Below are 16142 nucleotides of genomic sequence, written 5' to 3'. Positions count from 1 at the left end.
CCATGACCACCACCCAGAGCACGGAAGTCCCCACGAAGGCGGCGATCCCGCCCGCGACCTCCACCGCCCTACGCGTCCAGAACGCCGTCATCAAGTACGGCTTCATCTTCGTCACCGTCGCGCTGTTCCTGTACTTCGCGCTGAGCGAGGTCTCCTTCCGCGAGTCGGCCACCCTCCTCGACACCCTCCGCTACGTCTCCGTCGCCGCGATCCTCGGCCTCGGCGTCACCCTCACCATGGCCGTCGGCGGAATGGACATGTCCGTCGGAGCGGTGGCCGGCCTCGGCGTCTCCGTCGCCGCGCACACCATGGTCGTCCTCAACCAGGTCGGCACGGTCGCGATCCTCGCCGTCCTGGCGGCGGGCGCGCTGGCCGGACTGCTCAACGCCCTGCTGATCGTGGTCCTGAAGATCCCCGACATGCTGGCCACCCTCGGCACCATGTTCGTCATCCAGGGCGCCAAACTCATCCTGGTCGACGGCCAGTCCATCACCCCCGGCATGACCCTGGACGACGGCACCACGGCCCCCGGCAGGTTCACCGACGGCTTCCTGCGCATCGACCGCGGCACCGTCCTCGGCATCCCGATCTCGGTCTTCCTCTTCGGCGGCCTGACGATCGCCGCCTGGGTCTTCCTCGCCCGCACCCGCTGGGGCCGCGTCCTGTATGCCATCGGCGCCAACCCCGAGGCCTCCCGGCTGGCCGGCATCCGCGTCGGCGCGTACCGGGCCCTCGCCTACGTCCTGTCCGGCGTCCTCGCCTCGATCGGCGGCATGATCCTGGCGTCCCGCATCGGCCAGGGCGACGTGTCCGCGGGCACCTCGCAACTGCTGGAGGCGGTCGCCGTGGCCCTCGTCGGCACCTCCGTCCTGGGCCGCGGCCGCCCCAACGTCTGGGGCACGGCCCTCGGCGCCGTCCTCATCGGCATCATCACCACCGGCCTCACCATCAAGGGCCTGCCCTACTACACCCAGGACGTCGTCGAGGGCGCGGTCCTCATCCTCGCCCTGGTCTTCAGCTTCACCCTGTCCAAGCGCCGTACCGCATAGGCAAGTTCGAGGAGTTACCGCGATGGGCTACCGCATCCTGGAGACCGATGACATCCCCGGCTACCTGCGCGAGCGCGGCCACTGGGACGACGTGGGCGACATCCGTGTCCGCGAGGTGTCGGACGGCAACATGAACCGGGTGTTCCTCGCGTCGTCCGCCGACGGCACCCGCAGCCTCGCCGTCAAGCAGGCCCTGCCCTGGGTCCGCGTCGCCGGGCCGTCCTGGCCGATGAGCCCCGACCGCGCCGACGCCGAGGCCCGCGCCTACGACCAGGTGGCGAAGGTCGCGCCCGACAAGATCCCGACGGTCCACGGCTACGACCCCGAGAACCACGCCCTCGTCATGGAGGACATGTCGGACCTGGAGGTCCTGCGCACCCGCCTGAACGCCGGCGAGCCCTACGGCCCGCACACCTCGGCGCGCATCGGCGAGTTCGTCGCCCAGTTCTCCTTTGCCACCAGCGACTTCGGCATGCCGTCCGCCGAACGCAAGACCCTGATCGCCGCCTCGGTCAGCCCCGAACTCTGCAAGATCACCGAGGACGTCGTCCTGTCCGAGCCGTACATCGAGCACGAGCACAACCACTGGCACCCGCGACTGGACGACCTGGCCGCCGAGTTCCGCGCCGACACCCGGCTGCGCACCGAGGTCGCCGACCTCCGGCACACTTTCATGACCAGCGCCCAGGCCCTTCTCCACGGCGACCTGCACACCGGCAGCATCATGGTCGGCGAACGCGCGGGCACCCACGTGGTCCGGGTCTTCGACCCCGAGTTCTCCTTCGTCGGCCCCGTCGGCTACGACCTCGGCCTGTACTGGGCGAACGCGCTGGTGTCGGAGGAACGGGCGCGAGCGCTCGGCACGCTGTCCGACCACGGCGAGCAACTCCGCCTCTCCTGGGACGCCTTCGAAGCGGAGTTCCGCCGACTGTGGCCGACCCGCGTCGACACCTTCTTCGACGACGCCTACCTCGACCGCTTCCTGCGCCGCGTGTGGACCGAGTCCCTCGGCTACGCCGGCACGGAGATCGTCCGCCGAATCATCGGCTTCGCCCATCTGACCGACCTGACGACGCTGGAGGACCCGGTGCCTGCGTCCCGCAGGGCGCTGCTGATGGGCCGCGAACTGATCGTCCGCCGGGCTGAGTTGAACGACCCGAACGATGCAAGAGCGGTCGTGCGGCCCGCCTAGGAGCGCGGGGCTGTGTCCATTCGCGGCTCCGCCGCGGGGCGCGACCAGCCCCCACACCCCGCAGACGAAAGTCACACACCGGCAAACGAAAGGGGCGGCTCCGTCGGCGTGGAGCCGCCCCTTCCGGTGGTGGCCTGCCCCGGTGCGGAAGAACGCGGGGCGGGCCGCCCTCGTGCGGTCCGGCCTGGTCAGGGGAGTGGCCGGACCTGACGCCGGGGGAGGCTCATCCGGCGAAAACCTCCCTCGGCGCCGCGAGGCTCACTTCTTGTCGAGCAGGTCCTGCACCTTCGCCCGCACGTCGTCCGTGGCGAGCCCCCGGATCGTCAGCGTCGTCCGGCGGCGCAGCACGTCGTCCTGCGTCTCGGCCCACTCGTTGTCCCGGGCGTAGACCACCTGGGCCCAGATCTCCGGGGCGTCCGGGTGGACGCGCTCGCCCAGCTCCGGGTTCTCGTTGGCGATACGGGCGATGTCGAACGCCAGCGAACCGTAGTGCGTGGCCAGGTGCTTCGCGGTGTCGGCCGCCATCCGCGGGCCCGGCGCCGGGCGGTCGGTCAGCAGCCGGTGGGCGACCGCGCGCGGGTTGGCGATGCCGGGCAGCGGCAGCTTCTTCGGCAGCGAGGCGATCGGCTCGAAGTCGTCGCCCAGCGGGTGGCCCGGCAGCGCCTCCAGCTTCTGCATGATGGTGCGGCCGATGTGCCGGAAGGTCGTCCACTTGCCGCCCGCGACGGACAGCATGCCGCCCTTGCCCTCGGTCACGACCGTCTCGCGCTTGGCCTTCGCGGTGTCACCGGGACCGCCCGGCAGCACCCGCAGACCCGCGAAGGCATAGGTGATGAGATCGCGGTCCAGCTGCTGGTCCCGGATGGAGAACGCGGCCTCGTCGAGTATCTGGGCCGTGTCCTTCTCGGTGACCGCGACGTCCGCCGGGTCGCCCTCGAACTCCTCGTCCGTGGTGCCCAGCAGCAGCATGTCCTCCCAGGGCAGGGCGAACGTGATGCGGTACTTGTCGATCGGGGTCGCGAGCGCCGCCTTCCACGGCGACGTCCGCTTCAGGACCAGATGCGCGCCCTTCGACAGCCGGATCGACGGCGCGGCATTCGGGTCCTCCATCTTGCGCAGGTGGTCGACCCACGGACCGGTCGCGTTCAGCACGAGACGGGCGTTCACCCCGAACTCGTCACCGGACAGCCGGTCCCTGAGATCCGCCCCGGTCACCCGGCCCTTGGTGAAGCGCAGGCCGGTGACCTCGGCGTGGTTGAGCACGACCGCGCCCGCCTCGACGGCCCCGCGGACCGTCATCAGCGCCATCCGCGCGTCGTTCATCTGGTCGTCGCCGTACACGGCCACGGCCTTGAGGTTCTCGGTACGCAGCTCGGGCACGTCCTGCGCGGCCTTGGCCGGGCTCAGCAGGTGCCCCACTCCGTCACCGAACGCGGAGAGCGCGGAGTAGGCGAAGACGCCCGCCCCGAGCTTCGCGGCGCCGTGCGGCCCGCCCTTGTACACGGGGAGGTAGAACGTGAGCGGGTTCGCCAGGTGGGGGGCCACCTGGCGGGAGACCGCACGGCGCTCGAAGTGGTTCTCCGCCACCAGCTTCACCGCGCCGGTCTGCAGGTAGCGCAGACCGCCGTGGAGCAGCTTGGAGGAGGCGGAGGAGGTGGCGCCGGCGAAGTCACCGGCGTCGACCAGAGCCACCCTGAGGCCGGACTGCGCGGCGTGCCAGGCGGTGGAGATGCCCAGGATGCCGCCGCCGATCACGAGAAGGTCGTACGACGCCTTGGCGAGCTGCTCCCGGGTCTCGGCGCGGCTCGGGTTGGAGCCGGAGGCCGGGCGCATACCGAGGGCAGGCACGGACTGCAGGGTGGTCTGACTGGTCATTTCGGGTTCTTACTCCTCATCAGAGTTCGAGAGCTGGCGAGGGCCGTTCAGCTCTCGTCGTCCTCGATCCAGCCCATGGTCCGCTCGACGGCCTTGAGCCAGTTCTTGTACTCACGGTCGCGGGTCTCCGCGTCCATGCGGGGGGTCCACTCGGCGGCCCGGCGCCAGTTGGCACGCAGTTCGTCCGTGCTGGACCAGAAGCCGACGGCGAGACCGGCGGCGTAGGCGGCGCCGAGGCAGGTGGTCTCGGCGACCATCGGGCGCACCACGGGGGCGTCCAGGAAGTCCGAGAGGGTCTGCATCAGCAGGTTGTTGGAGGTCATGCCGCCGTCGACCTTGAGGGCCACCAGCTCGTCGCCGGAGTCCTTGACCATGGCGTCGGCGATCTCCCGGGTCTGCCAGGCGGTGGCCTCCAGGACGGCACGCGCGAGGTGCGCCTTGGTGACGTACCGGGTCAGTCCGGCGATCACACCGCGGGCGTCGGAACGCCAGTGCGGGGCGAACAGGCCGGAGAAGGCCGGCACGAAGTAGGCGCCGCCGTTGTCCTCGACCGAGAGCGCGAGCGTCTCGATCTCGGCGGCGGTGGAGATCAGGCCCATCTGGTCGCGCATCCACTGCACCAGCGAGCCGGTGACCGCGATCGAGCCCTCCAGGGCGTAGACCGTCGACTGGTCACCGATCTTGTAGCCGACGGTGGTCAGCAGGCCCGCGTACGAGTTGATGATCTTGTCACCGGTGTTCATCACCATGAAGGTGCCGGTGCCGTACGTCGACTTGACCTCGCCCTCGGAGAAACAGGTCTGGCCGAACAGGGCCGCCTGCTGGTCGCCGAGCGCGGAGGCGACCGGGATGCCGCCGAGCAGGTCGCCCAGCTTGCCGCCGGTGATCTCGCCGTAGACCTCGGCGGAGGAGCGGATCTCCGGCAGGATCTGCAGCGGCACGCCGATCGACTCGGCGATCTTGTCGTCCCACGCCATGGTGTGCAGGTTCATCAGCATGGTGCGGGAGGCGTTGGTGACGTCGGTGACGTGCTTGCCGCCGTTGACACCGCCGGTCAGGTTCCAGATGACCCACGTGTCCATGGTGCCGAAGAGGATGTCGCCGGCCTCGGCGCGCTCCTTGAGGCCTTCGACGTTGTCCAGCAGCCAGCGGGCCTTGGGACCGGCGAAGTAGGAGGCGAGCGGCAGACCGGTCTCCCGGCGGAAGCGGTCCTGTCCGACATTGCGCCCGAGCTCCTTGCAGAGCGCGTCGGTGCGGGTGTCCTGCCAGACGATGGCGTTGTGGACCGGCTCACCGGTGTTCTTGTCCCACAGCACGGTGGTCTCGCGCTGGTTGGTGATGCCGATGGCCTTGATGTCGTCGCGGGTGATGCCGGCCTTGGCGACGGCGCCGGCGACGACCTCCTGGACGTTGGTCCAGATCTCGGTCGCGTTGTGCTCGACCCAGCCCGGCTTCGGGAAGATCTGCTCGTGCTCCTTCTGGTCGACGGAGACGATGCGGCCGTCGCGGTCGAAGACGATGCAGCGGGACGAGGTGGTGCCCTGGTCGATCGCGGCGATGAAGGGGCCGGCGGTGTGGGCGTCGGTCACTGTTAGCTCCTGGAAGTTCCGTGGTTATGGGGCTTTACGTACGGCGCGCGCTGAGAGTTTCGGTACTCCTCACCCGGACGGGTGAAGCTCGCTTCTCCTAGGCGAATGCGACGTTGTAGATGCCTGCCGCGATGGCGCCGCCGATCAGCGGACCGACCACCGGGATCCAGGCGTAGCCCCAGTCGGAACCGCCCTTGTTGGGCAGCGGCAGAAGGGCGTGGACGATACGCGGACCGAGGTCACGGGCCGGGTTGATCGCGTAACCGGTCGGGCCGCCGAGCGACAGACCGATGGAGACGACCACGAGTGCGGTGATCAGGGCGCCCAGGGTGCCGAGGCCGTTGCCGGCGTCGTTCAGGCCCTGCGTGAGAACGGCGAGGACCAGCACGACGGTGCCGATGATCTCCGTGGCGAGGTTCTGCACCGCGTTCCGGATCTCGGGACCGGTGGAGAAGACGCCCAGGACCGGGCCGGCGCCCTTCTCCTGGGCCTCGACGGCCTTGGCCGCCGTGGCCTGCGCGCCCGGACCACCGACGATCTCCTTGTCGGTGAGGTGGGCGTGGAACTGGCCGTAGTAGGCGACCCAGACCAGGGTGGCACCGATCATGGCGCCGAGGAGCTGTCCGGCGAAGTACGTCGGGACGTTGCTCCAGTCGTTGTCCTTGATCGCGAGAGCGACCGTCACGGCCGGGTTCAGATGGGCGCCGGACAGCGGCGCCGAGGTGTAGACCGCCGTGAGTACTGCGAAGCCCCACCCGAAGGTGATGGCGAGCCAGCCGGCGTTGCGGGCCTTGGAGGCCTTCAGCGTGACGGCGGCGCAGACGCCCCCGCCGAGCAGGATGAGTATGGCGGTACCGATGGTCTCGCCGATGAAGATGTCGGAGCTGGACACCCGCGACTCCTTTGTCCTTCGTCCAGGGGAAGCCGAACCCCGGGTCCCTCCGGTGGTTCGCGTTGCCCTCGGGGGTGAGAGCGATGCCGGCCCTTGGCGTTGTCACACTCTAGCGCGTATTGCCGGTAGGTGTTCGACAATGCCGACCGATGGACGGGAGTCTTGTCCCGGCGTCGTGCGTGCGTCAAGAGCTCTGTCGTTGAATGCGCGATCGTTGTCGGTTGTGTTGATTTATCGACATGGGGACAGTCGGGCCGGGGCGCGGCGAAAGCCGGGGTGCCCTACGGCGTCCCGGCGGTCACTCCCGTCCCGTGACGGCCCCCTGCGAGGCCTCAGAACCGGCCGGCGCCCAGATCCCGCGACACCGCGCGGGCACAGTCCCGCACAGCCGCGATCAGCTCCGGACGCAGCTCGCCGTCCCGGCACAGCCGCTCGACGGCGCCGGTGATGCCGACGGCGCCGACGGGCATGCGACGCCGGTCGTGGATGGGGGCGGCCAGCGAGGCGACGCCCTCCCAGGTCTCCTCCACGTCCGCGGCGTACCCACGCGCGCGTGTCATGTCGAGGAGATGCTCGAAGCCGTCCAGCTCGCACACGGTCCGGTCGGTGAAGGCCTTGCGGTCGGCCTCGATCGCCTCGCTGTGCGCGACCGGGTCGTAGGCCGACAGGACCTTGCCCAGCGCCGTGGAGTGCAGCGGCTGCATGGCGCCGATCTCCAGCACCTGCCTGCTGTCGTCCGGACGGAAGACGTGGTGGACGATCAGGACGCCCTGCTGGTGCAGGACGCCCAGGTAGACGCTCTCCCCGCTGGAACGCGCCAGGTCGTCCGTCCACACCAGCGCGCGTGCCCGCAGCTCGTGCACGTCCAGATAGGTCGTGCCCAGGCGCAGCAGCTCGGCGCCCAGCTGGTAGCGCCCGGAGGCGTCGTCCTGCTCCACGAAGCCCTCCTGCTGGAGGGTGCGCAGGATCCCGTGGGCGGTGCCCTTGGCGAGGCCCAGCGAGGAGGCGATGTCCGACAGGCCGAGGCGTCGCTCGCCGCCTGCGAGGAGCCGCAGCATCGCGGCCGCCCGTTCGAGCGACTGGATGTTCCGTGCCATCGCCGTACTGCCTCCGTCCCCTTCGACCGTCGACATCGCGACGTCGCTGCCGCCGTTCGGCAATGTCGAACACTACCGGTCGATGCCGACCTCCCGCTAATGGTCCGTCGCCATCCGGCTGCTTCTCTTGCGTCACACGTATCCGGCGCGCGCCCCCGACGTCGTCCGCGTCCGCCCCGTGGACGGCCCGACCCTTCCGTCGCGGTCCCGGTTACGCTGGCGTGGTGCGCCCGCCGTGGAAAGTCACGCAAGGGTGCAAAGCCGACAGCCGTCGCATTCCAGGGAGCCTTTTCATGGCCTCGTTGCCACCGACCCCTTCCGCCGACAGCCGGACCCGTGTGTCCGAACTCCGCGAGGCGCTCGCCACCCGTGTGGTGGTAGCCGACGGAGCGATGGGCACCATGTTGCAGGCCCAGGAGCCCACCCTCGACGACTTCGAGAACCTCGAGGGCTGCAACGAGATCCTCAACCTCACCCGGCCCGACATCGTCCGCTCCGTCCACGAGGCCTACTTCGAGGCGGGCGTGGACTGCGTCGAGACCAACACCTTCGGCGCCAACCACTCGGCCATGGCCGAGTACGACATCGCCCACCGCGTCCACGAGCTGTCCGAGGCGGGCGCCCGTATCGCCCGCGAGACCGCCGACGCGTTCGCCGCCCGCGACGGCCGCCGCCGCTGGGTGCTCGGCTCCATCGGCCCCGGTACGAAACTGCCGACCCTCGGCCACATCGGCTACGGCACGCTGCGCGACGGCTTCCAGGCGAACGCCGAGGGCCTGCTCGCCGGCGGCGCGGACGCCCTGATCGTGGAGACCACCCAGGACCTCCTGCAGACGAAGTCGTCCGTCCTGGGCGCCCGGCGCGCCATGGAGGCCACCGGCACCGAGGTTCCGCTGCTGGTCTCGATGGCCTTCGAGACCACCGGCACCATGCTCCTCGGCTCCGAGATCGGCGCCGCGCTCACCGCGCTGGAACCCCTCGGCATCGACATGATCGGCCTGAACTGCTCGACCGGCCCCGCCGAGATGAGCGAGCACCTGCGCTACCTGGCCCGGCACTCCCGCACCCCCCTGCTGTGCATGCCGAACGCCGGCCTGCCGATCCTCACCAAGGACGGCGCCCATTTCCCGCTCGACCCCGAGGGCCTGGCCGACGCCCAGGAGACCTTCGTACGGGACTACGGCCTGAACCTCATCGGCGGCTGCTGCGGCACCACCCCCGAGCACCTGAGGCAGCTCGTGGAGCGCGTCCGGGAAGCCACGCCGGTCGAGCGCGACCCGCAGCCCGAGCCCGGCGCCGCCTCCCTGTACCAGACCGTCCCGTTCCGCCAGGACACCTCCTACCTCGCCATCGGTGAGCGCACCAACGCCAACGGCTCCAAGAAGTTCCGCGAGGCCATGCTGGACGGCCGCTGGGACGACTGTGTGGAGATGGCCCGCGACCAGATCCGCGAGGGCGCCCACATGCTCGACCTGTGCGTCGACTACGTCGGTCGCGACGGCGTCGCCGACATGGAGGAGCTCGCCGGCCGCTTCGCCACCGCCTCCACCCTGCCGATCGTGCTGGACTCGACCGAGGTCGACGTCATCCAGGCGGGCCTGGAGAAGCTCGGTGGACGCGCGGTCATCAACTCCGTCAACTACGAGGACGGCGACGGCCCCGAATCCCGCTTCGCGAAGGTCACCAAGCTCGCCCGCGAGCACGGCGCCGCCCTGATCGCGCTGACCATCGACGAGGAGGGCCAGGCCCGCACCCCCGAGAAGAAGGTCGAGATCGCCGAACGGCTGATCGAGGACCTGACCACCAACTGGGGCATCCTCGAGTCCGACATCCTCATCGACACCCTGACCTTCACCATCTGCACCGGCCAGGAGGAGTCCCGGAAGGACGGCATCGCCACCATCGAGGCGATCCGCGAGCTCAAGCGCCGCCACCCGGACGTCCAGACCACCCTGGGTCTGTCCAACATCTCGTTCGGCCTCAACCCGGCCGCCCGCATCCTGCTGAACTCCGTCTTCCTCGACGAGTGCGTCAAGGCGGGCCTGGACTCGGCCATCGTCCACGCCTCCAAGATCCTCCCCATCGCCCGCTTCAGCGAGGAAGAGGTCCAGACGGCCCTCGACCTGATCCACGACCGCCGTGCCGAGGGCTACGACCCCCTGCAGAAGCTGATGCAGCTCTTCGAGGGCGCCACCGCCAAGTCCCTCAAGGCCGGCAAGGCCGAGGAACTCGCCGCCCTGCCGCTGGAGGAGCGCCTCAAGCGCCGCATCATCGATGGCGAGCGCAACGGCCTGGAGACCGACCTCGACCAGGCCCTCCAGGACACGCCCGCCCTCGACATCGTCAACAACACCCTGCTGGACGGCATGAAGGTCGTCGGTGAACTGTTCGGCTCCGGCCAGATGCAGCTGCCGTTCGTCCTGCAGTCCGCCGAGGTCATGAAGGCCGCCGTCGCCTACCTCGAACCGCACATGGAGAAGTCCGACGCCGACGGCAAGGGCACCATCGTGCTGGCCACCGTCCGCGGCGACGTCCACGACATCGGCAAGAACCTCGTCGACATCATCCTGTCCAACAACGGCTACAACGTGGTCAACCTGGGCATCAAGCAGCCCGTCTCCGCGATCCTGGAGGCCGCCGAGGAGCACCGCGCCGACGTCATCGGCATGTCCGGCCTGCTGGTGAAGTCCACGGTGATCATGAAGGAGAACCTGGAGGAGCTCAACCAGCGCGGCCTCTCGGCGAACTACCCCGTCATCCTCGGCGGCGCCGCCCTCACCCGCGCCTACGTCGAGCAGGACCTGCACGAGATCTACGAGGGCGAAGTCCGCTACGCCCGGGACGCCTTCGAGGGCCTGCGCCTGATGGACGCCCTCATCGGCGTCAAGCGCGGAGTGCCCGGCGCGAAGCTGCCCGACCTCAAGCAGCGCCGGGTCAGGAGCACCACCGCCACCGCCGTACCGGACGAGCGCCCCGAGGAAGGGCATGTCCGCTCCGACGTCGCCACCGACAACCCGCTGCCCGAGCCGCCGTTCTGGGGCACCCGCGTCATCAAGGGCATCCAGCTCAAGGAGTACGCCTCCTGGCTCGACGAGGGCGCCCTCTTCAAGGGCCAGTGGGGCCTGAAGGAAGCCCGCACCGGCGACGGGCCGTCGTACCAGGAACTCGTCGAGACCGAGGGCCGCCCGCGGCTGCGCGGACTGCTCGACAGGCTCCAGACGGACAACCTCCTCGAAGCCGCCGTGGTCTACGGCTACTTCCCGTGCGTCTCCAAGGACGACGACCTGATCCTCCTCGACGAGCACGGCAACGAACGCACCCGCTTCACCTTCCCGCGCCAGCGCCGCGGCCGCCGACTGTGCCTCGCGGACTTCTTCCGCCCGCAGGAGTCCGGCGAGACCGACGTCGTGGGCCTCCAGGTCGTCACCGTGGGCTCACGGATCGGCGAGGAGACCGCGCGGATGTTCGAGGCGAACGCCTACCGCGACTACCTCGAACTGCACGGCCTGTCCGTGCAGCTGGCCGAGGCGCTCGCCGAGTACTGGCACGCGCGCGTGCGCTCCGAGCTGGGCTTCGCCGGTGAGGACCCCTCCGACATCGAGGACATGTTCGCGCTGAAGTACCGCGGCGCCCGCTTCTCCCTCGGCTACGGCGCCTGCCCCAACCTGGAGGACCGGTCCAAGATCGCCGACCTGCTCCAGCCCGAGCGCATCGGCGTCCACCTCTCCGAGGAGTTCCAGCTGCACCCCGAGCAGTCCACGGACGCCATCGTCATCCACCACCCGGAGGCGAAGTACTTCAACGCACGCTGACCCCACCCACGGCGTGTCACCCGTGTGCCCCGAGGCACACCCGTTGAACCAGGCGATTCAACGCGACCCGTCGTACACTGGACGGTCCACCGCAGGCCGGTTCCCTCCGTGGGAACCGGCCTGATCGTCCCTTCAAGGAGGTACGTGGATGACCAGCACGGTCCCCGCGCCAGTAACCCGTACGGCCGACGGCTCGGCCCTGCAGGCCGTCCTCCTCGACATGGACGGAACCCTGGTGGACACCGAGGGCTTCTGGTGGGACGTCGAGGTCGAGGTCTTCGCCGGCCTCGGCCACACCCTCGACGACACCTGGCGCCATGTCGTGGTCGGCGGCCCGATGACCCGCAGCGCCGGATTCCTCATCGAGGCCACCGGCGCCGACATCACCCTCGCCGAACTCACCGTCCTGCTCAACGAAGGCTTCGAGGACCGCATCGACCGCGCCCTGCCCCTGATGCCCGGGGCCGCCCGGCTGCTGGCCGAGCTGGCCCGGCACGAGATCCCCACCGCCCTGGTCTCCGCCTCGCACCGGCGCATCATCGACCGCGTCCTCACCTCGCTCGGTCCGCAGTACTTCGCGCTGACCGTCGCCGGCGACGAGGTGACGCGCACCAAGCCGCACCCGGACCCGTACCTGTTCGCCGCGGCCGGACTCGGAGCCGACCCCACCAGGTGCGCGGTCGTCGAGGACACCGCGACCGGCGTCGCCGCCGCCGAGGCCGCGGGCTGCCAGGTGGTGGCCGTGCCGTCCGTCGCACCCATCGCCCCGGCCGCCCGACGCACCGTGGTGACCTCCCTGGAACAGGTCGATCTGGCATTTCTGCGCGGCCTGATGGCCGCCTGAACAACGGAAATAGGACCGGCCTTCACCCAGAGTGCAACGCCGATAACCCGGGAAATTCCGCAAAGGAATTCGAATCCCGGACGATGGCCGAATTCCGGTGCCACCAAGACCGTTCAGTTTGTGAGGTTCACCACTCCCAAGAGGGTCGACAGACGCCCGACTCCGCGCTGGCGACCCTTGAGCGAAGGCTTCCGCCGCACCCTTGTGTCCCGATTGATGGAGCAGTGCACGAATCCTTCCACCATCAGGTTTCCGGTGCGTCCGCGACCGGTTCCACAGCGTGATGGGCTCTCAACTCCGGTGGCGGCGAACCGTCCTGCGGGCGCGGACTAATCTCGTCGCGAGAACATCGCCCTTACCCCCGTGATCCGCCGCGACACCCCTGCATGCCGGGTACACGGAGTCGACAGCTGGAGAAACCCGAGCATGAACCGCAAGACTTTGGTGCTGCCGGCCGTCATCGGTCTGCTCGCGCCGGTTCTCGCCGCCTGCGGCGCAACCGACAGCGGCAGCGACAGCGGCGACGCGATCGTCGTCGGCACCACGGACGCGTTCACTGCCTCGAAGGACGCTCCCGCACCCCTCGACCCGGCCTACGCCTACGACGTCGGCACCTGGAACATCCTGCGCCAGACCGTGCAGACCCTGATGGTCCAGCCGCGCGGCGACGGCAACCCGGTCCCCGAGGCCGCCCAGAGCTGCGGCTTCACCGACAGCGGCAACGAACGCTACGCCTGCAAACTGCGCCAGGGCCTCAAGTTCGCGAACGGCGACCCCGTCACCGCGGACGACGTGAAGTACTCCATCGACCGCGCCCGCTCCCTCAAGGCCGACAGCGGCGTCTTCGCCCTGCTGTCCACCATCGACACCGTCGAGACCCAGGGCGAACGCGACGTCATCTTCCACCTCAAGACCGCAGACGCCACCTTCCCGTTCAAGCTGTCCACTCCCGTCGCCGGCATCGTCGACCCGGACATCTACGCCAAGGACAAGCTGCGCGACGGCTTCGAGGTCGACGGCTCCGGCCCGTACACCCTCCAGGCCGAGGTCAAGAACGACGAACTGGTCTCCGCCGTGTTCACCAAGAACCCCGACTACAAGGGGAGCCTGACGGTGAACAACGACAAGGTCGAACTACGCAACTTCGCCGACGCCGACGCCATGGGCACCGCCCTCGACAACGGCGACATCGACCTGATGACCCGCACCATGTCGCCCGAACAGATCCAGAAGCTGTCGGCCGACTCCGACGACAGCGTCGACCTCGTCGACCTGTCCGGCCTGGAAATCCGCTACCTGGCCTTCAACACCAACGACCCGAGCGTGCGCAGCAAGGCCGTCCGCCAGGCGATGGCCCAGATCATCGACCGCGGCGAACTCGTCTCCAAGGTCTACGGCTCCCAGGCCGAACCGCTGTACTCCCTGGTCCCCGCCAGCGTCACCGGCCACTCCAACTCGTTCTTCAACAAGTACGGCGACCCGAGCGCCACCAAGGCCAAGGCCCTGCTGGAGAAGGCCGGCATCACCACCCCGGTGAAGCTGACCCTGCACTACACCACCGACCACTACGGCTCGGCCACCAAGAAGGAGTTCGAGCTGCTGCAGAAGCAGCTCAACGACAGCGGACTGTTCGACGTCGACATCGAAGGCACGCCCTGGGCGACGTTCCGCCCCGCCGAGCAGAAGGGCGAGTACGAGGTCTACGGCATGGGCTGGTTCCCCGACTTCCCCGACGCCGACAACTTCCTCGCGCCCTTCCTCGACAAGGACAACTTCCTCGGCTCGCCCTACGCCAACAGCGCGATCCGCAACAACCTCATCCCGGAGTCCCGCCGTGTCGCCGACCGGCTGTCCGCCTCCGGCAGCCTGACGGACATCCAGGACATCGTGGCCAACGACGTACCCGTGCTGCCGCTGTGGCAGGGCAAGCAGTACGTCGCGGCCGGAGACGACGTCACGGGCACCGCCTACGCGCTCAACTCCTCCTCGACCCTCCAGCTGTGGGAGCTCGGCCGCGGCGTGAGCGGCTGACGTCTCCCCGCGCCCGACGCCACGACCAAGGCGCCGGGCCGGCCCGGGATCCAGGACTTCGGCCCGGGTTCCACACAACCGACGACAAGGCACTCGTACGTGAACATGCGCAACCAGTGGCCGGTCCTGCCCGTCGTGGCAGGGCTGGCCTCCGGCCTGCTGACCGGCTGCGGAACGGAAACGGGCGATGCCGGGGGGACCAGCACCTCGGTGGTCATGGGGATGTCCGACGACGTCCTGGCCACCGACCCCGCCTCCGGCTACGACCCCGGCTCCTGGCTGCTGTTCAACAACGTCTTCCAGTCGCTGCTCAGCTTCCCCAAGGGCGCCACCGAACCCCAGCCCGAGGCCGCCGAGCAGTGCACGTTCTCCGACACGCAGACCAAGGTCTACAAGTGCACCCTCAGAGACGGCCTCAAGTTCAGCAACGGTGACGCCCTCACCTCCGAGGACGTCAAGTTCTCCTTCGACCGCATGCTGAAGATCAACGACCCCGACGGTCCCGCGGTCATGTTCCCCACGCTCGACAAGGTGGAGACCCCGGACGACAGGACGGTCGTCTTCCGGCTCAACACCCCGGACGCCACCTTCCCGAGCAAGATAGCCTCCGGCGCCGGCTCCATCGTCGACCAGCAGCAGTACGACGCGGGCGGCCTGCGCGAGGACAACGAGGCCGTCGGCTCCGGCCCGTACAAGCTGGACTCGTTCGACGACGACGAAGCCGTCTTCTCCGTCAACGAGAACTACAAGGGCACCGCCAAGGTCCAGAACTCCGGCGTCACCCTGAAGTTCTTCCACGGCGACCAGGACGCCCTGAAGAAGGCCCTGAGCGCCAACGAGGTCGACATCGCCTACCGCGGCCTCACCGCGGGCGACATCGCCGACATCGAGAAGTCCGGCGGCGACAACGGCGTCGAGGTCGTCGAGGGCAGCAGCGCCGAAATCCAGCACCTCGTCTTCAACATGGACGACCCCGTCGCCGGAAAGCTCGGCGTCCGCAAGGCCATCGCCTACCTGATCGACCGCGACGCCCTCATCAAGGACGTCTACGAGGGCACCGCCAGCCCGCTGTACTCGATCATCCCGGCCGGTATCGGCGGCCACAACACGGCCTTCTTCGACACCTACGGCGCCCGCCCCTCCAAGGCCAAGGCCGCCGCAGCCCTCCAGGACGACGGCATCACCGGCAAGGTCAAGCTGACCCTCTGGTCCACGCCGTCGCGCTACGGCCCGGCCACCGACCAGGAGTTGAAGGCCATCGCCCAGCAGCTCAACGACAGCGGCCTGTTCGACGCCGACGTGCAGTCCGTCGCCTTCGACCAGTACGAGAAGGACATCTCCGCCGGCAAGTACGGCGTGTACGTGAAGGGCTGGATCCCGGACTACCCGGACGCCGACAACTTCACCTCACCCTTCTTCGGCAAGGGCAACGTCCTGAGCAACAACTACAGCAACAACGCCATCACCGGCTCGCTCATCCCGCGCACCTCCGCCGAGAGCGACCGCTCCGCCACCGACGACGAGTTCAACCAGCTCCAGGACATCGTCGCCAGGGAACTCCCCGTCCTGCCCGTCTGGCAGGCCAAGCAGTACGCCGTCGTCCGCGACAACGTCTACGGCCTGGAGTACTGCCTCGACGCCTCCACGGTCTTCCGCTTCTGGGAGCTCAGCAAGGGCTGACGGCCGCACCCCGCCCACGCACGAAAGAGGGCGCCCCTTCTCACCAGGAGCGCCCTCCGCGTGCGTCAAGGACAGGCTCTA

General features: G+C 69.1%; 10 protein-coding genes. 6 read left to right on the top strand and 4 right to left on the bottom strand.

What is annotated here, in order from left to right:
- Positions 1 to 2 precede the first annotated feature (2 nt).
- Both ACFZBP_RS31495 and mtnK read left to right on the top strand, forming a co-directional pair.
- Positions 3 to 1049, top strand: coding sequence for an ABC transporter permease (locus tag ACFZBP_RS31495; RefSeq protein ID WP_391417958.1), 1047 nt, complete (start codon positions 3 to 5; stop codon positions 1047 to 1049).
- A 22-nt stretch (positions 1050 to 1071) separates the two neighbouring features.
- A complete protein-coding gene (mtnK, locus tag ACFZBP_RS31490; RefSeq protein ID WP_391417956.1) occupies positions 1072 to 2241 on the top strand; it encodes an S-methyl-5-thioribose kinase in 1170 nt (389 codons plus the stop codon).
- A 258-nt stretch (positions 2242 to 2499) separates the two neighbouring features.
- On the opposite strand, the gene ACFZBP_RS31485 is transcribed toward mtnK, so the two are convergent.
- From ACFZBP_RS31485 to ACFZBP_RS31470, 4 genes are all read right to left on the bottom strand, one after another.
- Complete coding sequence (locus ACFZBP_RS31485) at positions 2500 to 4116, bottom strand: FAD-dependent oxidoreductase (protein ID WP_383450033.1); 1617 nt, start codon at positions 4114 to 4116, stop codon at positions 2500 to 2502.
- 47 nt (positions 4117 to 4163) lie between these two features.
- Positions 4164 to 5705 carry a glycerol kinase GlpK gene (gene glpK / locus ACFZBP_RS31480; RefSeq protein WP_383450034.1) on the bottom strand — a complete coding sequence of 514 codons (1542 nt, stop codon included), beginning with the start codon at positions 5703 to 5705 and terminating at the stop codon, positions 4164 to 4166.
- Positions 5706 to 5802: 97 nt separating this feature from the next.
- Positions 5803 to 6597: an MIP/aquaporin family protein gene (locus ACFZBP_RS31475; RefSeq protein WP_383450035.1), complete on the bottom strand. Its 795-nt coding sequence runs from the start codon at positions 6595 to 6597 to the stop codon at positions 5803 to 5805.
- Between the two features lie 332 nt (positions 6598 to 6929).
- On the bottom strand, positions 6930 to 7694 hold the full coding sequence (locus ACFZBP_RS31470; protein ID WP_062722797.1) for an IclR family transcriptional regulator: 765 nt from the start codon (positions 7692 to 7694) through the stop codon (positions 6930 to 6932).
- A gap of 293 nt (positions 7695 to 7987) precedes the next feature.
- On the opposite strand from ACFZBP_RS31470, the gene metH reads away from it, so the two are divergent.
- The 4 genes from metH (at position 7988) to ACFZBP_RS31450 (ending at position 16061) form a co-directional block, all read left to right on the top strand.
- Positions 7988 to 11506, top strand: a complete 3519-nt coding sequence (gene metH, locus ACFZBP_RS31465; protein ID WP_391417952.1) for a methionine synthase — start codon at positions 7988 to 7990, stop codon at positions 11504 to 11506.
- Between the two features lie 148 nt (positions 11507 to 11654).
- A complete protein-coding gene (locus ACFZBP_RS31460) occupies positions 11655 to 12350 on the top strand; it encodes an HAD family hydrolase (protein WP_383450037.1) in 696 nt (231 codons plus the stop codon).
- Between the two features lie 426 nt (positions 12351 to 12776).
- Positions 12777 to 14381 (top strand): ABC transporter substrate-binding protein, encoded by a 1605-nt coding sequence (locus tag ACFZBP_RS31455; RefSeq protein ID WP_391417950.1) that lies wholly within the window; start codon positions 12777 to 12779, stop codon positions 14379 to 14381.
- 99 nt (positions 14382 to 14480) lie between these two features.
- Complete coding sequence (locus tag ACFZBP_RS31450) at positions 14481 to 16061, top strand: ABC transporter substrate-binding protein (protein WP_383450039.1); 1581 nt, start codon at positions 14481 to 14483, stop codon at positions 16059 to 16061.
- Positions 16062 to 16142: the final 81 nt, after the last annotated feature.

Origin of the sequence: Streptomyces sp. NPDC008086 (genome assembly GCF_042957325.1) — a bacterium.
Lineage (GTDB): Bacteria > Actinomycetota > Actinomycetes > Streptomycetales > Streptomycetaceae > Streptomyces.
This window is presented reverse-complemented; position numbering and strand designations above follow the sequence as displayed.

Bases quoted from the DNA above. Each gene is read 5' to 3' on its own strand.
- ACFZBP_RS31495 (WP_391417958.1), top strand. From the start codon at position 3: ATGACCACCACCCAGAGCACGGAAGTCCCCACGAAGGCGGCGATCCCG.
- mtnK (WP_391417956.1), top strand. From the start codon at position 1,072: ATGGGCTACCGCATCCTGGAGACCGATGACATCCCCGGCTACCTGCGC.
- ACFZBP_RS31485 (WP_383450033.1), bottom strand. From the start codon at position 4,116: ATGACCAGTCAGACCACCCTGCAGTCCGTGCCTGCCCTCGGTATGCGC.
- ACFZBP_RS31470 (WP_062722797.1), bottom strand. From the start codon at position 7,694: ATGGCACGGAACATCCAGTCGCTCGAACGGGCGGCCGCGATGCTGCGG.
- metH (WP_391417952.1), top strand. From the start codon at position 7,988: ATGGCCTCGTTGCCACCGACCCCTTCCGCCGACAGCCGGACCCGTGTG.
- ACFZBP_RS31460 (WP_383450037.1), top strand. From the start codon at position 11,655: ATGACCAGCACGGTCCCCGCGCCAGTAACCCGTACGGCCGACGGCTCG.
- ACFZBP_RS31455 (WP_391417950.1), top strand. From the start codon at position 12,777: ATGAACCGCAAGACTTTGGTGCTGCCGGCCGTCATCGGTCTGCTCGCG.